Raw genomic sequence first — 17918 nt, 5'->3', positions numbered from 1 at the left:
ACCCTAAAAAGGGTACTACATTAAATAAGCACTATTTTAGCAAATTCGTCAAGTTAGCCATTTCGATGGCAGCCATCGCTGCATCCCAGCCTTTGTTCCCTGCCTTAGTGCCTGCGCGTTCGATCGCTTGCTCAATATTCTCCGTCGTCACGATGCCGAAAATCGTTGGGACGCCTGTTTTCAGACCGATCGCCGCCACTCCTTTAGCGACTTCGTTACATACGTAATCATAATGGGAAGTTGAGCCACGAATCACCGTGCCGAGCGTAATAACCGCATCATATTTTCCGCTTTCGGCCATTTTTTGTGCAGCAAATGGAATTTCGAAGGCTCCCGGAACCCAAGCTACGTTCACTTCCTCATCCTTGACGCCATGGCGTTTCAAGGCATCTAGCGCCCCACTTAACAACTTATTCGTAATAAACTCATTAAAACGGCCAACCACGATACCATATTTTAAACCTTCCGAGACGAGATGACCTTCAAATACTTGTGCCATAATTCAATTCCTCCATTAGTTTGTTATTTATTTAATATATTAAAATATTTAATCTGAGCTTCTAGTTTCATTGCTGTTCGTTTTGCTCGATAATATCAAAGCTGAGGAGATGTCCAAGCTTCTTTTGCTTCGTATGCAAATAATTGCTGTTGTCTTCATTTTCCTTCATCTGGATTGGCACCCGCTCGACGACCTCCAACCCGTAGCCCTCAAGTCCGGTAATTTTTCGAGGGTTGTTAGTAAGAAGCCGGATCTTTCGCACGCCAAGATCCTTCAAAATTTGTGCCCCTATTCCATAATCCCGCAAATCGGCCGGGAAACCAAGCTTCAAATTGGCATCCACGGTATCGAGCCCTTGCTCCTGCAGCTTGTACGCCTTCAGCTTATTAATCAGCCCAATGCCCCGTCCTTCTTGGCGCATGTACAGCAGGACTCCTTTACCCGCATCCTCAATTTGCTGTAGCGCCGCTTCGAATTGCGGACCACAATCACAACGATGCGAATGGAAAACGTCTCCAGTCAAGCATTCGGAATGCACCCGAACGAGCACGGGTTCTTCACCGCTGATTTCTCCTTTGACAAGGGCTACATGCTCCTTGGAGTCTACGTCATTACTGTATGCAATTGCGCGGAACTCGCCATAATCGGTAGGCATACGTACTTCTACCTCGCGGGTAACGAGCTTCTCCTTCTCGTTCCGGTAGTGGATTAAATCCTTCACACTAATGAGCTTCAAGTCAAATTGTTTGGCGATTTCAACAAGATCGGGCAATCGAGCCATGGTGCCATCTTCCTTAATAACCTCGCAGATGACTCCGGCTGGATACGATCCGCACATCCGCGCCAAATCGACAGCAGCTTCCGTATGACCCGCTCGCCGCAAAACGCCACCTTTCTTTGCTATAAGCGGAAACATATGTCCCGGTCTCCGGAAGTCGGAAGGCTTTGCGTCCGGATCCATGACCGCCTTCACCGTTAATGAACGTTCGTGCGCGGAGATTCCCGTTGTCGTATCGATATGGTCGATCGATACGGTAAAAGCCGTACCGTGAAAATCGGTATTTTGCGCAACCATCGGTTTTAAATCCAGTTCTTCCGCTCTCTCCGCCGTAATCGGCATACAGACAAGCCCGCGTCCTTCTTTAATCATGAAATTGATGACTTCCGGCGTTGCCTTCTCGGCAAGTGCCACAAAATCCCCTTCATTCTCCCGATCCTCATCATCGACAACAATAATCACTTTGCCGCGCATAAGGTCGTATATGGCTTCTTCTACCCGATCCAATTGAATGTCACTCATGATTCATGCCCCTCCTCTAGCTGTTTTATATATTTAAATTAAAGCGAGTCATGCAAACCCGTTCTTCATTAGGAATGGCATATCAATACCTGGCGATGGAACTTCCGTCCCTGCCGGCTTAGTCGTATTGCTCTTGCCGAAGACGAGCAAATGCTCGACGTATTTGCCAAGTATGTCACATTCCAAATTCACTGAATCACCCTGACGTTTATAGGCAAGCACGGTTTCTGCCAACGTGTGTGGAATAATCGATACGCTGAAACTATTCCCTTCTGCTGCAACTACCGTTAGGCTTATCCCGTCAATGGTAATGGAGCCTTTGGGAATGATGTATTTAAACAAGGCTTTCTCCGCAGGAGTTATTTCAAATACAACCGCATTCTGATCCTGCTTAATCCCTGTGATCGTTCCTACTCCGTCCACATGTCCTTGAACGATATGTCCGCCGAAGCGACCATCTGCAGCCATTGCCCGCTCCAAATTCACTTTGCTGCCCGATCTAAGCTGGCTTAAATTCGTGTTGCGAAACGTTTGCGGCATGACATCAACTGTAAAAGATGAACGGTCGAATTGCGTTGCCGTCAGGCAAACTCCGTTAACAGCCACGCTATCGCCAAGCTTCATTCCTTGCGTCACTACGTTTGCATTTATATGGATAATCATCGCTTCGCCTTTGCTCTGGATCGACTTAATCGCCCCTACTTCTTCAACTAGTCCCGTAAACACGCAGCTTCCTCCTTTTGATGTTTACTACGCTGACCCCTTGGGTTAAATTGGTAATGCAGGGTTTGCTTTTATTCCATTGCTGTTCAGCATAAGCACACTCAATTAGCGTCCCAGACAGGATACCCCGCGATACAAACGTTGTCGCCGATTTGCTCCACAGTTAAGTCGCTTAATGCGACCGCATCCTTCATCAGCTCAAAGCCGTCGAATACAAAGCTCCCCGGGGCATTCAAGCCGCCAATCAGCTTAGGTGCCAGGAACAGAATCACTTCATCGACGAGCTTCTCCTGAAGCAGAGAGCCGTTCAGGCGGCCTCCTCCTTCGACAAGCACGGACGACACTCCGATCTCACCAAGCTTCTCCAAACCTAAGCGAAGATCCACCTGCGGCCCCTCGCCGCACACAATGATTTGCACACCGCGCTTGGTTAGCGAATCCCGTCTTTCTTCGGATGCTTGCGCCGTTGTAAGCAGGACCGTTTGAGCAGCGCCGTCGTGAAGCATTGTCGCTTCATCGGGAATCCGGAGCTTCGAGTCAACGACGATTCTAATCGGCGAGATTCCAGGTACTGTCAACCTCGTCGTTAATGAAGGATTATCTGCGATGACCGTCTCTACACCCACCATGATCCCGTTATGACGGTGGCGCATTGTATGTACGCGCTCGCGTGCTACTTCATTAGAAATCCACTTGCTGTCTCCACTTCTTGAAGCGATCTTCCCATCTAACGTGCTCGCGGTTTTAATCGTAACATAGGGCAATTTTGTCGTGATGTATTTAATAAATTTACGGTTCAACTTGATCGCTTCATCTCGCAGTACACCAACCTGTACCTCAATCCCGTTGCGCCGCAGCAGCTCGATCCCTCTTCCTGCAACCTGAGGATTCGGGTCCTCACAGGCGACAACAACGCGGCTTACGCCTGCTTTGATCAAGCCTTCACTGCATGGTGGCGTCGCCCCATAATGACTGCACGGCTCCAGGGTAACATACACGGTGCCTCCTTTAGCCGCTTCACCGGCCATATTCAGCGCGTGGACTTCGGCATGCGGGGTTCCGCGCTTCAAATGGCTACCAAGCCCGACGACCTCGCCATCCCTTACGACAACAGCTCCGACGACCGGATTAACACCGGTTTGCCCTTGTGACCGATTCGCCATATCCAGCGCTAATTTCATATAGTATTCGTCATTAATAATTTCCAAGTATGTTTCACCTCCGCTGACTTGACAAACTGTACTGAGCAGCTGTTGTACTGATGCAAAAATAAATACAAAAGCCCCATCGAATAATTCCGATGGGGCAATGAGAGTTCATGATACGCAAAGTGAAAGCATGAATTGAATACAAGCAAACAAACGGTAATAGAAGGACTAACTTCCTAATCCGCCGTCACTCGGCCAACTCTCCAAGCATCTCTCAATTTCACAATGGATCGCTATAATCCGCAATCCGCGAAATGAACTTTGTGAAAATTAGAACTTGCAAGTTATGCTTTGACTGTTCTGAATATACTCGTACTCAATACGTCATATATTCTGCGTTTACTTCTCCCATCCAGACTATACTGTCGGTCCCGGAATCTCACCGGCTCAGCCGCATGCTTATTATGAAGTGCATACGGGTCACGGACTTATACTTGCTTCAAACCATCCATATAGTGGCTGAAGCAGTCATCACCGTCGGTAGGGAATTTCACCCTGCCCCGAAGTTAACGTTAAAGTATTTAATTATGGATTTGTTCTAAGTAACTGCTGACTTCGTTAAAATCGTACCATCAAAAAAACTAAAAAGCAAGGCGCTAATCTAAAAGCACACCTTGCAGAACAAAGCTTGTCACATTTTTTTATAATAATTGATCAAAAAACTGCTCCTTTAAACATTTATTGCTATGCACGGTAAACACATATTTCCATTCATTATCTTCAGGTTCAAGCCACTCAAATAAATAAGAGATGCTATGTCCCCTTCTTCTCATACTAAAGCATCGGATTATTGTTTCCTGGTCATAAGAATAGTCTACTAATACTTTGCCAACTTCAATGAGCGGGCTTTCAACCTCTTTTGCTGCACACTCATCTGCATCTTTCTTCCTTAAATAAACACTGCCACAATGCATACAGTTATACATATAATCACTCTCATTTTATATATTGTAAATTTCCCTTTTTCTAACAGGTCATGGTTAAGCAAAATAGTACGAACAGAAATCCATACTTGCGCTTTTTTAATGTTTGAGGAAAAGAATATCTCTAGTAGCTATCATTTTCAAGCCATTGTTTTCAATAGGTACTAGGAAGAATACACCCCCTTTTTTCCGACCGAGCTCTCTTTGCAGCCCAAATTTTAATATAAAGTTATAAAAAGGTTTGTATAGAACGAGTGTTTGCCTTTCGTTAAAATCCATGCTAGTATTACCTTATTGGTAACATCGATTCATTCATATTAAAACATGCTGGGGCTAAGATTTCAATAGGGAAACCCAACAAATAACGTGCGATATTCGAGTGTGTATCTATATTTCCTAAAGAAGAATCTTTAATCTTCATAGTAATCTCGATTTATTTAAATACCATTTCGGCAACACCAATAGAGGGGGTGATATGAATGAGATACGGACATTCCAGGCAAACCTGGCAAGATTTATACTACGATGATGAAATCGACGACCGAAGTGAAATTTTTGACGAAGACATGCAGGAAATTATCATCCTTGCAGCAGAGAATCTTTATACTCCAGGGGGTAATTATATTGGGAAAACTATCAGCTTCTTTAAATTACGTCTTTAAAATTCGTTCCTCCAGGCTTCGGAAGGCCAAATGGAATCTTACCCTTACGATCGAAGAAGCGATGAGAAACGAAGAAGTCGTAGCATTGGCGGATAGTACGGCGCTGCGGTTCATTTTGGAAATAGAACATCAAGAAAATCAAGATCCATACATATCAAACATCCGGGATCAGATTCATACTTTAAAAATGAAAGATAACATAACTGCAAATAAAAAAAAGCTCAGCACTTTATATAAACAATTATACAAAGCCTCATTCGTTTCCAGTTACCTAAGCGTTGTTATTGACAACAATCAGGACTATGATCGCTTAAACAGTAAGAAAGGCTTTTATATCAATGGTATTAAATATAGAAGATTACTCGCAACGACAAGCGGAGCGAAAAATAGTACCGTAGTCTTTGTAAATTGTGACATCTACGACGAGCTAATGAGAAGGATTGATAACGGCAGGAATCTGAACATACCATTTGTCCCCGCCAGACTTGAAGCCTACAAATCCCTAGTATGCAGTACGAGCACACCCGTGCCCCATCCAAATGGCATTCTGGTCGTAAACGATTGTGAAACCTCGTTCTTCAACAATGTCATTGAAATTGACGATTCAGTCACAAAGAAGTTTCCCAAATTGAGATACAAAGAACATTATGACATCAAACTAAACGAAAGCGATGGTTATGGACTGATCCTCCCTTCCCTTAGCGAAAAATGGGCCAAGCAGCTTGGGGAAAATTACATACCTAGCGGTTTTTGCATTCGAAATGCATTTGCGAAAGGCATGCTGTTTACATTCGATTTCCATGCTTTTGCGGAGCAGATCGCTGAAAACTATATCGTAAAGGATGTTTGGGGACATGAAAGAGATATCCGTCAGGTGGAAATTGTTCTGACAGCCTCGATGCTCAAATTATGGGATTCCTATGATCATCTTGAACACTATCTCCAGAACTGCCGGCAAAACAACTACACCTTCAGTGTCACCAAAGTGACTCCGGAGACGCTGGAGGATGAACGAAACCTTAATTACCAGTTCATTCAGTCCCTGGATCTGTCTGACGAGCAAATCCGGTCGCTAATTACGCCGACCCTGGATGAAATCAATGATATTTTAGGACTCGATCCTTATAAGAGCATCCTGTATTTAAACGGCAAAAACATTTCAACAGATACATTCCACAAAAAAGGCAATGATTTCTCCAAAGCCCTTATGGCTGAGCCAAGCATCATTCATGATCCTTTCATCAGGAATAAAATTTACGGAATGATCAGGAAAAGAATTAACGACGCCAAGGTTGGCGTAATAAAAGTAGCCGGAAACTTCTCTACTATCTCAGGCGATCCCTTCAGCCTCTGTCAGAGCATGTTCGGCATGGAGGTCACGGGACTGCTTCCTGCCGGCTCCTTCTATTCAAAATACTGGAATGACAGAGACGTCAGCCAGGTCGCCTGCTTCAGAGCGCCGATGACCTGCGCGGAAAACATCAGAATTCTGCGATTGGAAAATACACCGGAAATGAATTACTGGTACAAATATATGAATACGGTCACGATTTTCAATTCATGGGACACCACCGCCCATGCACTGAACGGAGCGGACAAGGATGGTGACGCCGTTCTCACTACTAATAACAAGGTGCTGCTGGATAGTATCGAGAAATTGCCTGCCATCGTATGTGTCCAGAAAATCGCCGAGAAAAAAATCGTAACCGAAGAAGACACCATCCAAGCGAACAAAAACAGCTTCGGCGATGAAATAGGCAAAGTCACAAACCGGATTACGTCCATGTTCGATGTCCGCGCCAAGTTCCCGAAAGACAGCAAGGAATATAGAACATTAACCTATCGCATTCAATGCGGTCAAAATTATCAGCAGAACGCAATCGATAAAACGAAAGGCATCAATAGCAAGGACATGCCCAAAGAGTGGTATGACCGCCATGCCGCCGACGCTTCTAAGGATCGGGAAATGAATCTGCGCATCCTCGCTGACAAGAAGCCTTATTTTTTCGGATACATCTATCCCGAGCTGCAAAAACAATATCGCAGTCATATCAAAGCCTATGAAATGAACTGCATGGAAAGATTCAGAATCAGCCTTAGCGAGCTTATATCCAAAGAAGAACGAACAGACAACGAACAATTATTTTTGCAAAATTACTATAACTATATGCCCCTCTCCGTCAGCAGCTCGGTGATGAACCGATTGTGCTGGATGGTTGAGGATGCATTCGATCGCACAAGAGAATCTGCGTCCAGAACGGAATTTGACTACAGCATTTACAAAACAGCGAAGCCCTACTCAAAAAGAAGCTATCAACAATTAGCAGAAGTGCTGGAGAGGTATCAGGAAGCCGTTAAGAGCCATGCCCTATCAGCGAGGAAATCTCGAATGACGGAAGATGAAGCAAAATCCGCCAGAATGCTGTTCAAGCAATCCTTCAAGCGGGAAGTGTATGAAAAATGCAGCAACACAGAAGATGTGTGCAATATTCTACTGGACTTATGCTATAGCAAAAATACAACCAAGCAAATCGTTTGGGACATTTGCAGCGACCAAATCTTACTCAATTTGTTAGAGAGAAACGGTCATACCATCATTTATCCGCGGCTGGATCTGGAGGGCAGCATTCCCTTCGGCGGAAATTTGTTTTCGCTTGAAACTGTAAAGTTAAAAGATCTTGATGATAAGGAGCTGAAACCCGCATGAAATTGATCATTAACGAAAAAAAGCTGGTTCAACAGGCGCTGACGGAAGGCTATATCCATCAGAAAATTTCTAAAACCATAACCTGTTTAATCAAACACTACTATTCGCTTGGATTGAATCGGCTGGAGGTTCGCGAGGAGATTGAGCTTTTCATGAAGACCCACTATCCCCAATTTAACAGCGTCAAATGGCAGGATACTTTAGACCGATGGGTTAAAACGATTGAAAAACAGGAACATTCGCTTTTGGAAATTAAGCAAGTCGTCATCACGAACAAAGAACTGGCCTACATCAAAAGCTTGAATAGCCTTGTTCATGAAAGGTTGGCCTTTGTCTACTTGGTGTACGGCAAAATTTTCAACAAGATGAACGGCAATGACTCCTATTGGGTGAATACGCCGCGTAGTGAGATATTCAAAGATGCCAAGGTGACTGCGAATAGCATGAAGCAGGGGCTGCTCGTCAACGATCTCATCACGCTTGGCGCAATTGAACCGACTTTGAATACCAAGAAATTGAGCAAAAAAGTATTGTTTGCGGCGGATCAGGACACAGCAGGAATCATCATTAGAGATTTCAGAAATTACATCTATCTCTACCTGGAGTGGCGCGGCGAGAAGATTATGAGCTGCTGCTGCTGCGGCATCCTGCTTCGTCAAACCTCTAACCGCAAGAAGTACTGCAGCGAATGCTCCCGAGCCAAACAAAAGGAATGGCAGCGGAACAGCATGAAAAAAATAAGGGAACATATGTTCGTGAAGTGATAGAAAACTCTCTTAAACGTTGATACATCAAGACTTTAACGGTATCGATCCTAATTTGTATTAGTGATAGGAATTGTAATATTCCTTTGAAATAAATATTTTGCTTTTAAGGAGGTGCTTAACTATGAATCAACCGGAAGGGATGGAGTCTCCGAAATGACCCATGAAGAAGACATTCATCTAGCTTTACTGGCCAATGAGCCGGTGTTCGTCACAGATATCGGCTATATTCGCTCACCGAAGCTGAGAGATGTCATTAAGCTGGGATACAGCAGCTACATGGAATCACTGTCATCTCTATTGTTTGACAAGTCACGGGTATCCGGCTTGGGAAAAGTGCCTGAATCGGCATTTGTGCTGGCGTGTTATTTCTTCATGCAGAACGATCACTTCCGAAATTCGTTTTCCAACGGGATCAGACTTCTATTACAAAAAGAGATCGAGCTTGTAGACGCAGAGGAGGCTCCCTATTTCCACCTAGGAGATGGGATGACCTTACACGAAGGTAATTTTCAACGTTTCCAGGAAATTGTAAAAATCGCCAACAAGGCTGAATTAGCCAACGACAAGGAAGAGTATAATCCTGGAAATTCCAAAGCCAAAGAAATGATCGAAAAGCTGATGAAGGGCAAGGTGAACAAGCCTGCCAAAAAACCGGTCATGAATTTACACAGCATCATATCGGGCCTGTCCTGGAAATCAACCAGCGGCATCAATATCCATAATATTTTTGAGCTGAGCATCTATCAGTTCTATGACGGCTATTACCGACTTGAAAATATAGATCATTACAACCGTGTCGTCACAGGCATTTACACCGGAAATATCGATGCTAAAAAGATCAATATGCAAGAAATCAATTGGACAAAAATCATTTATTAGGAGGAGTTTTTTTATGGCAGTTACAAATAGATGGGCAGTACGCGACGTTGCAACAGCATCATTTTTCGATATTGAGACAGGTAAGCTGAAGGTTAAAATCGATACGCTTAAAATGTCTAACATTGAGAACACCGCAGAAACGGTATATGCCGTGGGCGGCAGCGGTAATCCTAAATTGGTTGGATTCTCGGGCGGACGTTCTGCAAGATTCGTACTGCAGGATGCTCTGTTCTCCAACGAAATGCTGGGCATGCTGCTTGGCAATGAAGTCACCTCCAGTGCAAAGAATGTCATTAAAAATGAAGTATGTGTAGTGAATGGAGATACCGCTACACTTACATATACGCCAGCAAGCAGTGGAACGCTGGTCAGCGTGAACCTGCTCCATGCGGACGGAACAGTGGGCAAAGCCTACGAATACATTGCCTCGGCACCAGCCTCGGACAGTTATACCGTAAGCGGCAAAACCATTTCCTTCGCGAGCGGCGAAGTTCCGGATCAAAGCAAAATCATCGTTTACTACGAAACAGCGGCAAGTCCGGATACGAAGGAAATCCGCGCATCCTCCGATAAATTCGCAGGCAGCTTCAAGCTCGTCCTAGACGTACTTGTTCGCGACTATCATCTTCAGAAAGATTTTGCGGCGCAAATTACGGTCGACAATGCAAAAATCGAGGACAACTGGAACCTCAACATGCAACCTGACGGTGAGCCTTCCGCACTGGATATTCCAATGGAGGCATTGAAGCCGGCCGATTCCCACGATCTGTACGTAATGCGGATTTACGATGAGGATGATTTGGCGTAAGGACTCTGGAGGGGGTACCCCTCCTCCTTTCTTCTCATCTCAAAGCTAGTGAATATATCCTTTGCTCATTTTCAGATGAAAAGAAATCAGCTCATCGCAAACACAAATCAATAAGAACTTAGGAGATGATTAATATGGCGACCAAAGCGGCCAGTACGGCTAAAACACTAGCTAGTAGCAAGAAAACCACGAGAACGAATAAAGGAAAAGATACTAAACTAACGTTAGAGAACTTGGTTCAAGATGGAGATAAATACGACAAGCTTCATCGAGTTTGCTTTGAGGATGGGCGCTATACAGAGGTGCATGCCTGCTTCAGGCCCACGCGAATCGATGACATGCTCGTGAGCTTTTCTGAATTTATCACCGAGTATAATCACAGATTTTCGGAAATGAAGGAAAATAAATTAATGGATTATTTAAGCCTCCATATTCTATTATTTTTCTCTACCTTAACGGAGCGGACCGACTATTCCTTTGAGGAAAAAGTCGATATTTTCCATAAAATGCTGGACAGTGAGCTCGCCGAGACCATTTTTGAGCATTTTGACAAAACAGAGATCCAAAAAATCTACTCTCGTATCTGGAAAAAATTCAGTATGTACGAGGAATTGGTCCAAAACAATAAAGAGCTGCAAAGCGAACTGCTGGATTACATCGATCATGCGAATTTAAAAAATACAGACGTCATTAAAAACGTTCTGATCCAAAACAACTAAATGCCAAAGGAGCGAATCGTTTTGAAGTTTTTTATTCATGAACTGGAATATGTCATCTCTTTTCTATACCGTCTGAAATTGCTGGATTTTAACTCTCGTATGAGAACTCGATTCATTAAAATATTGGCAGAACGCTTTCAGCAATATAAGGAAGAATATTTCGACCTCGTCATGGAGCACTGCGTACTGGATCGCGATGGTCAGCCAGAAATTATTACAGAAGGCGAAGTCCAGCGTTACAACATTAAAGATCTGCAGGCGTTCCAGACCTCTCTTGCCCCTCTGCTGAATGAGGAATTCGTCATTGAGGTCACGGATAACAACCGAAACATGCTCAAAAGCGTTGCTTATTCTGTGCTGCATTGCGGGCTTGAATTCACAGGCGACGATCAGTTCAAATACGATGCATTAGCGGCAAAGTTTGAAGAACTCCATCTGGACGAAATTTAATATACCGTTTGTAGAAATGGCCATCGGTTGGTCATTTTTTCTATTTAAGGGAGTGAAAGCCATGGAAAATGATATGAAAATTCTAATTACGGCCGATATCAACATAAATCCGTCGATCACCGCGCTGAACAAAGCCATTAAAGATATCGAAAAGAATCCTTCATTAAAGAAAATCAAGATTACGATTGAAATCGATAAACAAGAAACTGATAAGGTCGGGAAAAGCTTCGGCCAAGCATTAAGAACCATTTACAAACAAACGCAGACTTTTATTAATAATAACAAGGCTCTCTTGAAGCAAGGCATGCAGGACATTCTTAAAACGATACTTGAGGTCGATACGCAAATTACACAGCTCAAACGGGTCATGAACGAAGGAACGGATTTCGAGAGCATGCTGCGTGGAAGCATTCAAACGGCAAATGAGCTGGGACATTCCATCAGTGAAGTAAATGACCTAATGATTAAGGTTGGCCGTATGGGCTTTGACGAGAAACAAACTATGCTGCTCGCCAAGACGGCCGCCCTGTTTCAAAATATCTCGGAGCTGAAGCCGGATCAAGCGATCCAGACCATGACGGCAGCGATGTCCGCGTTCAATATCGAAGCGGAGGACAGTATTCTAATTGCTGACAGGCTTAACGCGGTAGACAATAAATTCTCCGTGACAAGCCAGAATTTAGCCAGCAGTTTAACCCAGGCCGGAACTGCGGCTAGCAACTATGGAATTTCCATGGAAAAGCTGATCGGTGATACGACAGCCATTTCCATGGCCACGCGTGAGAGTGGTAAAGTGATCGGTAAACTCGTTGCCGCCTGATCAAGTGATTGATCAGTGAAAATCTCGACTAATGGACTTGGAACTCCTATTTCCAAAGTAGGACGACAAGGGGCAAGTTTAAATACAGCCTGAACGACTAAATGTCGAGACATCTTCCCTTCTTAGCTTAAAGAGTGAAGATGATGCGATAGTCTGAACACACTAGTAATAGTGTGAGAAGCGGTCGAGTGTATAGACACTCCTGGAAGCACCGTTTCCGCTGCACTTTTCGATTTAGGGTAGTGCAGTCCGTAGGACGCCATATGTCCGAAAGTAACAGCCTGAACGCACTGACCACGATTTACTCACGCCTGACGACACTCGGCGAATCTGAACAGGTACTGAACAGCATCGGTATTTCCATGAAAGACATGAATGGCAATGTAAAAAATGGATCTGAGGTTCTGGACGAAGTTGCCGGCAAATGGAGCAATCTAAGCAAGGAGCAGCAGTATAATACCGCACTGCAGTTGGCCGGTCAGTCCCAGCTTTCCCGGTTCATCGCCCTGATGGAAAACTATGACACCAGCACGAGAGCAAGCGAAGCGGCCCTCAACTCTCAAGGATCCGCGATGCGGGAAAATGCCGACTACATGAACTCGCTCGAAGCCAGAATTCAAACGATGAAAACCGCCTGGGACACGCTCGCCTTATCGATGGGAAATGCCGTAATTAACGACTCCATTATTGGTGTAACGAGTGTATTGACAGGTTTGATGATGGTGCTAACCCGGTGCGTTGATACATTTGGTATGCTTCCTACTCTACTGGGGATCGTTGGTACTTCGGCTGCCACTGTAAGTAAAAACTTTAGAACAGCCACGATTGCCGTATTAACGCTTGGTCGAGGCATGACAACGCTTGGAGTGTCTGCAACAGCAGCAAAAATAGCCCTAAGAGGCTTAATGGCAAGTACAGGAGTTGGACTTGCTCTAGCTGCATTAGGTTTTGTACTTGAGAAGGTCATTAATTTATTCGGTAATGCCAAAGAGTCTCAAGAAGAGTATTTTGAAAATTTAAAGCAAAATATTGCGGATACTGAAAACAATATCGTATCCCTTGAAAATCTAAGTAAAGCACTCAGTGACCGAAGTAAGTCTCAAGAAGATTTTAATAAGGCTCTCGAACAAACTTCCCAGTCTGTCCCAGATATCATCAGCTATTACACCGCCGAAGGGAAAGCTGTTTACAAATCTAAAGCAGAAATAGATAAGCTTATTGAATCTGAAAAGGCTCTAAATCTAGAAAGAAGCAAAAGATTATATCAAGAATCTGCGGAATCGTTAAAAGGCACCGCGAAAGAAATTACCTCAAACCAAAAAAAAGTTGGTAAGTTGCAGCAGAAACATGACTACTCCTCAGCTAGGGTTGATGCGCTATTATTCGCTGAAGAATTCATTAATAATAATAGAACAGTTCTCGACCAGCTGGATACAAATTCTAAAGAATATATTGAAAAAGTTCAGTCACTTAATGATGAAGTTGCTCGTATATTCAGGGAAAAAGGTCAGTACGTTGATGAGGGCTGGCTTTCTAAAGAAATATTAGGTCATGGCGGCATTACTCAAGCAGTTACTGCGGCCAGATCAGAACTGGGCAAACTTGATGGAGAATTCCAGGATGCTAGAAGCAAATATGATAGTGGATTAAAAGACTTTACAGATCTTTTTAAAACCTACAATAACAACCTCGTAAACGAAACAAACGTGACAGATCATAATATAAGGCTTTTTCTAGATAAGCTTAGTAATTCCTTTTCGGAAACAATGAATGTTACGAAGTCGAATTCAGATGAATTGGTCTTTCAATATGAAGACTTAGCCACAGATATCAACCAGTACCTGAAAGACAATAAAATAGATCTGGCTCAAGCAATTGAATCTGGGGACACCGCTGCGATTATTGAAGATTTAAAGTTAATATTCCCTGATTACATTGAAGTTTTGGATGATCTGGCCCTTTCTTTAGCCGAAACATCCAAAAATAGCAAAGCAGGGTTGCCGGTATATGATAAAACCGGAAGGGAAATCGGCAGAATAGCAAGTGCGGCCGATGAGGCAGCTAAGAGCTTCCGTGGATTAAAAGAAGTTCTTGGGGAAAACGACGAAGTCATTGGATTTTCGGGTTACTTAACAAATACCCAAGGCACGATCGGCTATTTGAACGAGTATTTGCAAGATGCTAAAGAAGAAACGAAACTTTTGAATGACGCTGAGAAAGAGCTCGAAGACGGCCAGTCTCTCTCTATATCGACGATAAAAAGGCTGAATGATAAATATGGCGATTTTGCTGACGTTACAAAACTTAGTCGTGAAGAAATACTTCTTTTCTTGCAAGCGAAAAAGAAACAGCAAATAGAGTCAATAAAAGCGGATATTAAAGAAACTCAAACCTTAATTGAAAATGCAACTGAGAGAATCGAATTAATTAAACAAGAACGTAGCGAATTAATCAAGACATACGCTGCTAAGATAGCAAACGGTACAATGACCGAGAAACAAGCTGAAAGGCAGCTATTTGGGAGTACCGCTACTAAGCAAACCGTTGAGGAAGCTAACCTTGATGACTACTCTATCAAGCTGAAGCTATTAGAAGCTGCCTTAAAAGATCTAACTCAGACAGAAAAAGAAAATCAAAAAGAAACCGAGAAATCAAAAGAAACTTTGAAAGAAACTATTGAGGTGCTCTCAAGGCTTAAACAGCAAATAAATACCGTTGATGAAGCAATCAATAAAGTCAACAGCCAGCGTGAACGCTACGCTAAACATTCTCAAAAGTATCGCGACTCGATAATTGCTGAAAATAAATTATTAGCCGAAAAAAACAGGCTTTTAGAAGAAGGTGTAAAAGACCCTTCTAAATTGCTCCCAGTAAAACAAGAAGTTAATAGTTCTGGGGCTAGCGGTTCAACAAATAGTATCGATAAGATGCTGTCTGCCGTTTCCGGATTACAAGGTACTTTCACATATAAAAAAGTCCCTGGTAAATTCAAAGGCACTTATGAGGAATTCACGAAGCAAGCCGTGTCGGATTGCTCCCAATTTGTGCAAGAAATGTTCGAGGAGTTTTTAGGTATCAACCTCCCTCGTACTGCCGCTGGACAAGCCAAACAAGGTACAAAGGTCGATCAAGCAGACTTGCGAAAAGGGGATCTTTTATTTTTTAATACCACGGGCAAAGATAATTCTCACGTCGGTATTTATAAGGGTAACGGCGAGTTCATCCATATGGGTGTTAATAGCGGGTTAAGTACCCAAAAATTGGACAGCAAATATTGGTCAGAAAAATATCAAGGTGCAAGAAGAGTAACTAGCAGCAGCTCATCCAGCAGTTATCCTGTTACAGGAGGGCACTCGCAAAAGGAACTCGACGAAGCAGGCAAACAAGCTGTCCAAGAAATAGCCGATAATAATGCCAAAATCTATCAAGGTCAGCGGGATTATCTAGAAAGCGTTCGTGCCTATTATGCAAATTTACTAGATATCGAAGATGACAAAATTCACAAATCTCAATTCACCCAGTCGAATTATTCTGATTACTCTGAGGATTGGAGAAAATATGAAGCTGATGTCGTCGGTAATTTAATTCAAAAGAGAGATATAAAGAAACAGGAATATCAAGAGTTTCAAAATACGATCGATGCAAAAGGGTTTGAACCCGAACTTTTTGAAGCGGATCTGCGAAAATTATTACAAGAAATCGATGATATTTCATTAGAAATTGACGGTAAAAATCTCGACATCATTAATAGTAAACTTGATGAATTTAGCGAAAAAGCCTCCAACGTTAATAAGGAGCTTGAGCTTTCTAAAGCTAGAATGGCACAGGTAAGCGAAAATTCTGCTGGATACTCTAATGAGCTGTCTCTGCAAATTTCGTTAACCAGTCAGCAAATCGATATTAATCGAGAAGCCATCAAATATCTTGAAGAGCAAATACAAACCGAGCATCTCTCAGCAAAAGCCAAAGAAGAATTAACCAAAGAACTGCATAACTTAGTAATCGCTAATTACGAATATAACCGTTCCATCCAGGATATTAGAGAAACCTACGCCGATCAGATCATCAGCAACTTCAAAAAAATGATCGAGACGCAGCGCGATCTGGAGCTGGATGCCCTTGAAGAACGCACCAAAGCAGAAAACAAAAGGCACGAAAAGTTCATGCAGAACATCGACGAGGAAGATAAGCGGTTCGAAGACTATATCAATAAACAAATCAAACTGCTCGGTCGTCAGAATGCCTCGGATGATTATGAAACCGAACTGGAGAAAAAACTCAAAGAACGGCAGAAGATTCAGGAAAGCCTGGGCAAATGGTCCCTGGATCAGTCCATGGAAGGCAAAGCCAAACGTAAAGAATTACAGGAACAGTTGGATGCTGCTGATGAAGAGATCGAGCGTTTTAAATTAGAACGTGAAAGAACTGTTACCAAAGAAGGCCTGCAGGATCAGTTGGATGATCGCAAAAAGTATACGGAGAAAATCAAAAAAGATCAAGACGATCTTCATAAGGAAACACTCGAGAAAATCGATAGCGAGAAAGAGAAAACGCAGCAAAAATATAAAGATATTCTCGAAAATGAGAAGTATTTTTATGAAATGAAGAAAAACCTACTTAGTCAGGATGCTCAAATTGTTGACACAACGCTCAATGAACTAAGGGGCAAGTATGACACATTTTTCTCTATACTAAAGAATCACGCCTTCGATACTTCCCAGGCTTTCGAGAACCTAAACTATGCGATGCAATTGGATTATGATAAGCTACTCAATTTTCCTATGGGAAGTAATAGTAACTCTAATAATAGCAGTAACAATGCTGGCCGCAACAAATCTTCTATCTCCCCTGCTTTCACAGATAAAGAAAAAGAAATAATTAGCATCATGAAAGGCAACAGCAAAGCTTGGGCAGCAGCAACAAATCAGAACAGAAGAAATGAGATTGCTGCAGAAAACCTGCGGCTCGGAGCTCAGATTGGAGCTACACGCGACGACAAAACCGGAATATGGTACAAAAATGACGTCCAATTATACCATAACGGCGGAGAAGTCGGAGTAACTGGAACCACGACTCAAACCTGGTGGAAAAAAATAAAGAGCACCCTGAGGCCCAATGAAGAACTAGGCATTCTTAAAACTGGCGAGGTAGTCTTGGATAACCCTCTACAGTTCGTTTATAACTTTGCAGGCGAAATGTCCAAGAAGCTCTCTCTCCTCTCGCCAGCCGGCAGTACGGCTAATACAATTTCAGCGGCTTCTGGTGGAGGTGTCTCGATTGATACCGTCATCATTCAAGCCAATGACCGCGAGACGGGAACCAGCCTGTTGAACAAGTTCGAATCCGCGATGAACAGATCCATTAAGTTAGGAACGTTTAAAAAATGACATGCTGGCAGAGCCGCTTTCTCCTCGGAAGGCCCGCTCTGCTTTTTGCGATTTAGGAGGTAATAT

Annotated in this window: 14 protein-coding genes and 1 riboswitch; of the genes, 9 read left to right on the top strand and 5 right to left on the bottom strand. The window is 43.2% G+C overall.

Going from position 1 to position 17918, the window contains the following annotated elements:
* Positions 1–31 precede the first annotated feature (31 nt).
* The 5 genes from ribH to EIM92_RS13965 all read right to left on the bottom strand — a co-directional run bounded on the left by ribH (position 32) and on the right by EIM92_RS13965 (position 4656).
* Positions 32–499: a 6,7-dimethyl-8-ribityllumazine synthase gene (ribH, locus tag EIM92_RS13985; protein WP_125083170.1), complete on the bottom strand. Its 468-nt coding sequence runs from the start codon at positions 497–499 to the stop codon at positions 32–34.
* Positions 500–566: 67 nt separating this feature from the next.
* Positions 567–1799 (bottom strand): bifunctional 3,4-dihydroxy-2-butanone-4-phosphate synthase/GTP cyclohydrolase II, encoded by a 1233-nt coding sequence (locus EIM92_RS13980; protein ID WP_125083169.1) that lies wholly within the window; start codon positions 1797–1799, stop codon positions 567–569.
* 48 nt (positions 1800–1847) lie between these two features.
* Positions 1848–2525 carry a riboflavin synthase gene (gene ribE, locus EIM92_RS13975; protein WP_125083168.1) on the bottom strand — a complete coding sequence of 226 codons (678 nt, stop codon included), beginning with the start codon at positions 2523–2525 and terminating at the stop codon, positions 1848–1850.
* A gap of 98 nt (positions 2526–2623) precedes the next feature.
* Positions 2624–3730, bottom strand: a complete 1107-nt coding sequence (gene ribD, locus EIM92_RS13970; protein WP_125083167.1) for a bifunctional diaminohydroxyphosphoribosylaminopyrimidine deaminase/5-amino-6-(5-phosphoribosylamino)uracil reductase RibD — start codon at positions 3728–3730, stop codon at positions 2624–2626.
* Between the two features lie 336 nt (positions 3731–4066).
* A riboswitch (FMN riboswitch) is annotated at positions 4067–4242 on the bottom strand.
* 129 nt (positions 4243–4371) lie between these two features.
* Positions 4372–4656 carry a hypothetical protein gene (locus tag EIM92_RS13965; RefSeq protein ID WP_125083166.1) on the bottom strand — a complete coding sequence of 95 codons (285 nt, stop codon included), beginning with the start codon at positions 4654–4656 and terminating at the stop codon, positions 4372–4374.
* 476 nt (positions 4657–5132) lie between these two features.
* On the opposite strand from EIM92_RS13965, the gene EIM92_RS23720 reads away from it, so the two are divergent.
* From EIM92_RS23720 to EIM92_RS13925, 9 genes are all read left to right on the top strand, one after another.
* Positions 5133–5315 carry a hypothetical protein gene (locus EIM92_RS23720; RefSeq protein ID WP_164515104.1) on the top strand — a complete coding sequence of 61 codons (183 nt, stop codon included), beginning with the start codon at positions 5133–5135 and terminating at the stop codon, positions 5313–5315.
* Positions 5278–8022: an RNA dependent RNA polymerase gene (locus EIM92_RS13960; protein ID WP_164515103.1), complete on the top strand. Its 2745-nt coding sequence runs from the start codon at positions 5278–5280 to the stop codon at positions 8020–8022. The genes EIM92_RS23720 and EIM92_RS13960 overlap by 38 nt, the downstream gene beginning before the upstream one ends.
* Positions 8019–8786, top strand: a complete 768-nt coding sequence (locus tag EIM92_RS13955) for a hypothetical protein (RefSeq protein ID WP_125083164.1) — start codon at positions 8019–8021, stop codon at positions 8784–8786. Before EIM92_RS13960 ends, EIM92_RS13955 begins: the two co-directional genes overlap by 4 nt.
* 156 nt (positions 8787–8942) lie before the next feature.
* Positions 8943–9668, top strand: a complete 726-nt coding sequence (locus EIM92_RS13950) for a hypothetical protein (RefSeq protein WP_125083163.1) — start codon at positions 8943–8945, stop codon at positions 9666–9668.
* Positions 9669–9681: 13 nt separating this feature from the next.
* Complete coding sequence (locus EIM92_RS13945) at positions 9682–10476, top strand: hypothetical protein (RefSeq protein WP_125083162.1); 795 nt, start codon at positions 9682–9684, stop codon at positions 10474–10476.
* Positions 10477–10610: 134 nt separating this feature from the next.
* A complete protein-coding gene (locus EIM92_RS13940) occupies positions 10611–11195 on the top strand; it encodes a hypothetical protein (RefSeq protein ID WP_125083161.1) in 585 nt (194 codons plus the stop codon).
* Between the two features lie 21 nt (positions 11196–11216).
* Complete coding sequence (locus tag EIM92_RS13935) at positions 11217–11645, top strand: hypothetical protein (protein ID WP_125083160.1); 429 nt, start codon at positions 11217–11219, stop codon at positions 11643–11645.
* A 61-nt stretch (positions 11646–11706) separates the two neighbouring features.
* Entirely contained in the window at positions 11707–12465 is a 759-nt protein-coding gene (locus EIM92_RS13930) for a phage tail tape measure protein (RefSeq protein WP_164515102.1), read from the top strand.
* A 263-nt stretch (positions 12466–12728) separates the two neighbouring features.
* Positions 12729–17852 (top strand): NlpC/P60 family protein, encoded by a 5124-nt coding sequence (locus EIM92_RS13925; RefSeq protein ID WP_125083158.1) that lies wholly within the window; start codon positions 12729–12731, stop codon positions 17850–17852.
* Positions 17853–17918 lie beyond the last annotated feature (66 nt).

Origin of the sequence: Paenibacillus lentus (genome assembly GCF_003931855.1) — a bacterium.
Taxonomy (GTDB): Bacteria; Bacillota; Bacilli; order Paenibacillales; family Paenibacillaceae; genus Fontibacillus; species Fontibacillus lentus.
Note: the sequence above shows the minus strand (reverse complement) of the source record. Positions and strands in the feature narration are given on the sequence as shown.

What these genes read in the sequence shown, in the direction of transcription:
- EIM92_RS13940 (WP_125083161.1), top strand. Translation starts at nt 10,611, where the DNA reads ATGGCGACCAAAGCGGCCAGTACGGCTAAAACACTAGCTAGTAGCAAG.
- EIM92_RS13925 (WP_125083158.1), top strand. Translation starts at nt 12,729, where the DNA reads ATGTCCGAAAGTAACAGCCTGAACGCACTGACCACGATTTACTCACGC.
- EIM92_RS13965 (WP_125083166.1), bottom strand. Translation starts at nt 4,656, where the DNA reads ATGTATAACTGTATGCATTGTGGCAGTGTTTATTTAAGGAAGAAAGAT.
- EIM92_RS13930 (WP_164515102.1), top strand. Translation starts at nt 11,707, where the DNA reads ATGGAAAATGATATGAAAATTCTAATTACGGCCGATATCAACATAAAT.
- EIM92_RS13980 (WP_125083169.1), bottom strand. Translation starts at nt 1,799, where the DNA reads ATGAGTGACATTCAATTGGATCGGGTAGAAGAAGCCATATACGACCTT.
- EIM92_RS13955 (WP_125083164.1), top strand. Translation starts at nt 8,019, where the DNA reads ATGAAATTGATCATTAACGAAAAAAAGCTGGTTCAACAGGCGCTGACG.
- EIM92_RS13950 (WP_125083163.1), top strand. Translation starts at nt 8,943, where the DNA reads ATGACCCATGAAGAAGACATTCATCTAGCTTTACTGGCCAATGAGCCG.
- EIM92_RS23720 (WP_164515104.1), top strand. Translation starts at nt 5,133, where the DNA reads ATGAGATACGGACATTCCAGGCAAACCTGGCAAGATTTATACTACGAT.
- EIM92_RS13945 (WP_125083162.1), top strand. Translation starts at nt 9,682, where the DNA reads ATGGCAGTTACAAATAGATGGGCAGTACGCGACGTTGCAACAGCATCA.
- ribH (WP_125083170.1), bottom strand. Translation starts at nt 499, where the DNA reads ATGGCACAAGTATTTGAAGGTCATCTCGTCTCGGAAGGTTTAAAATAT.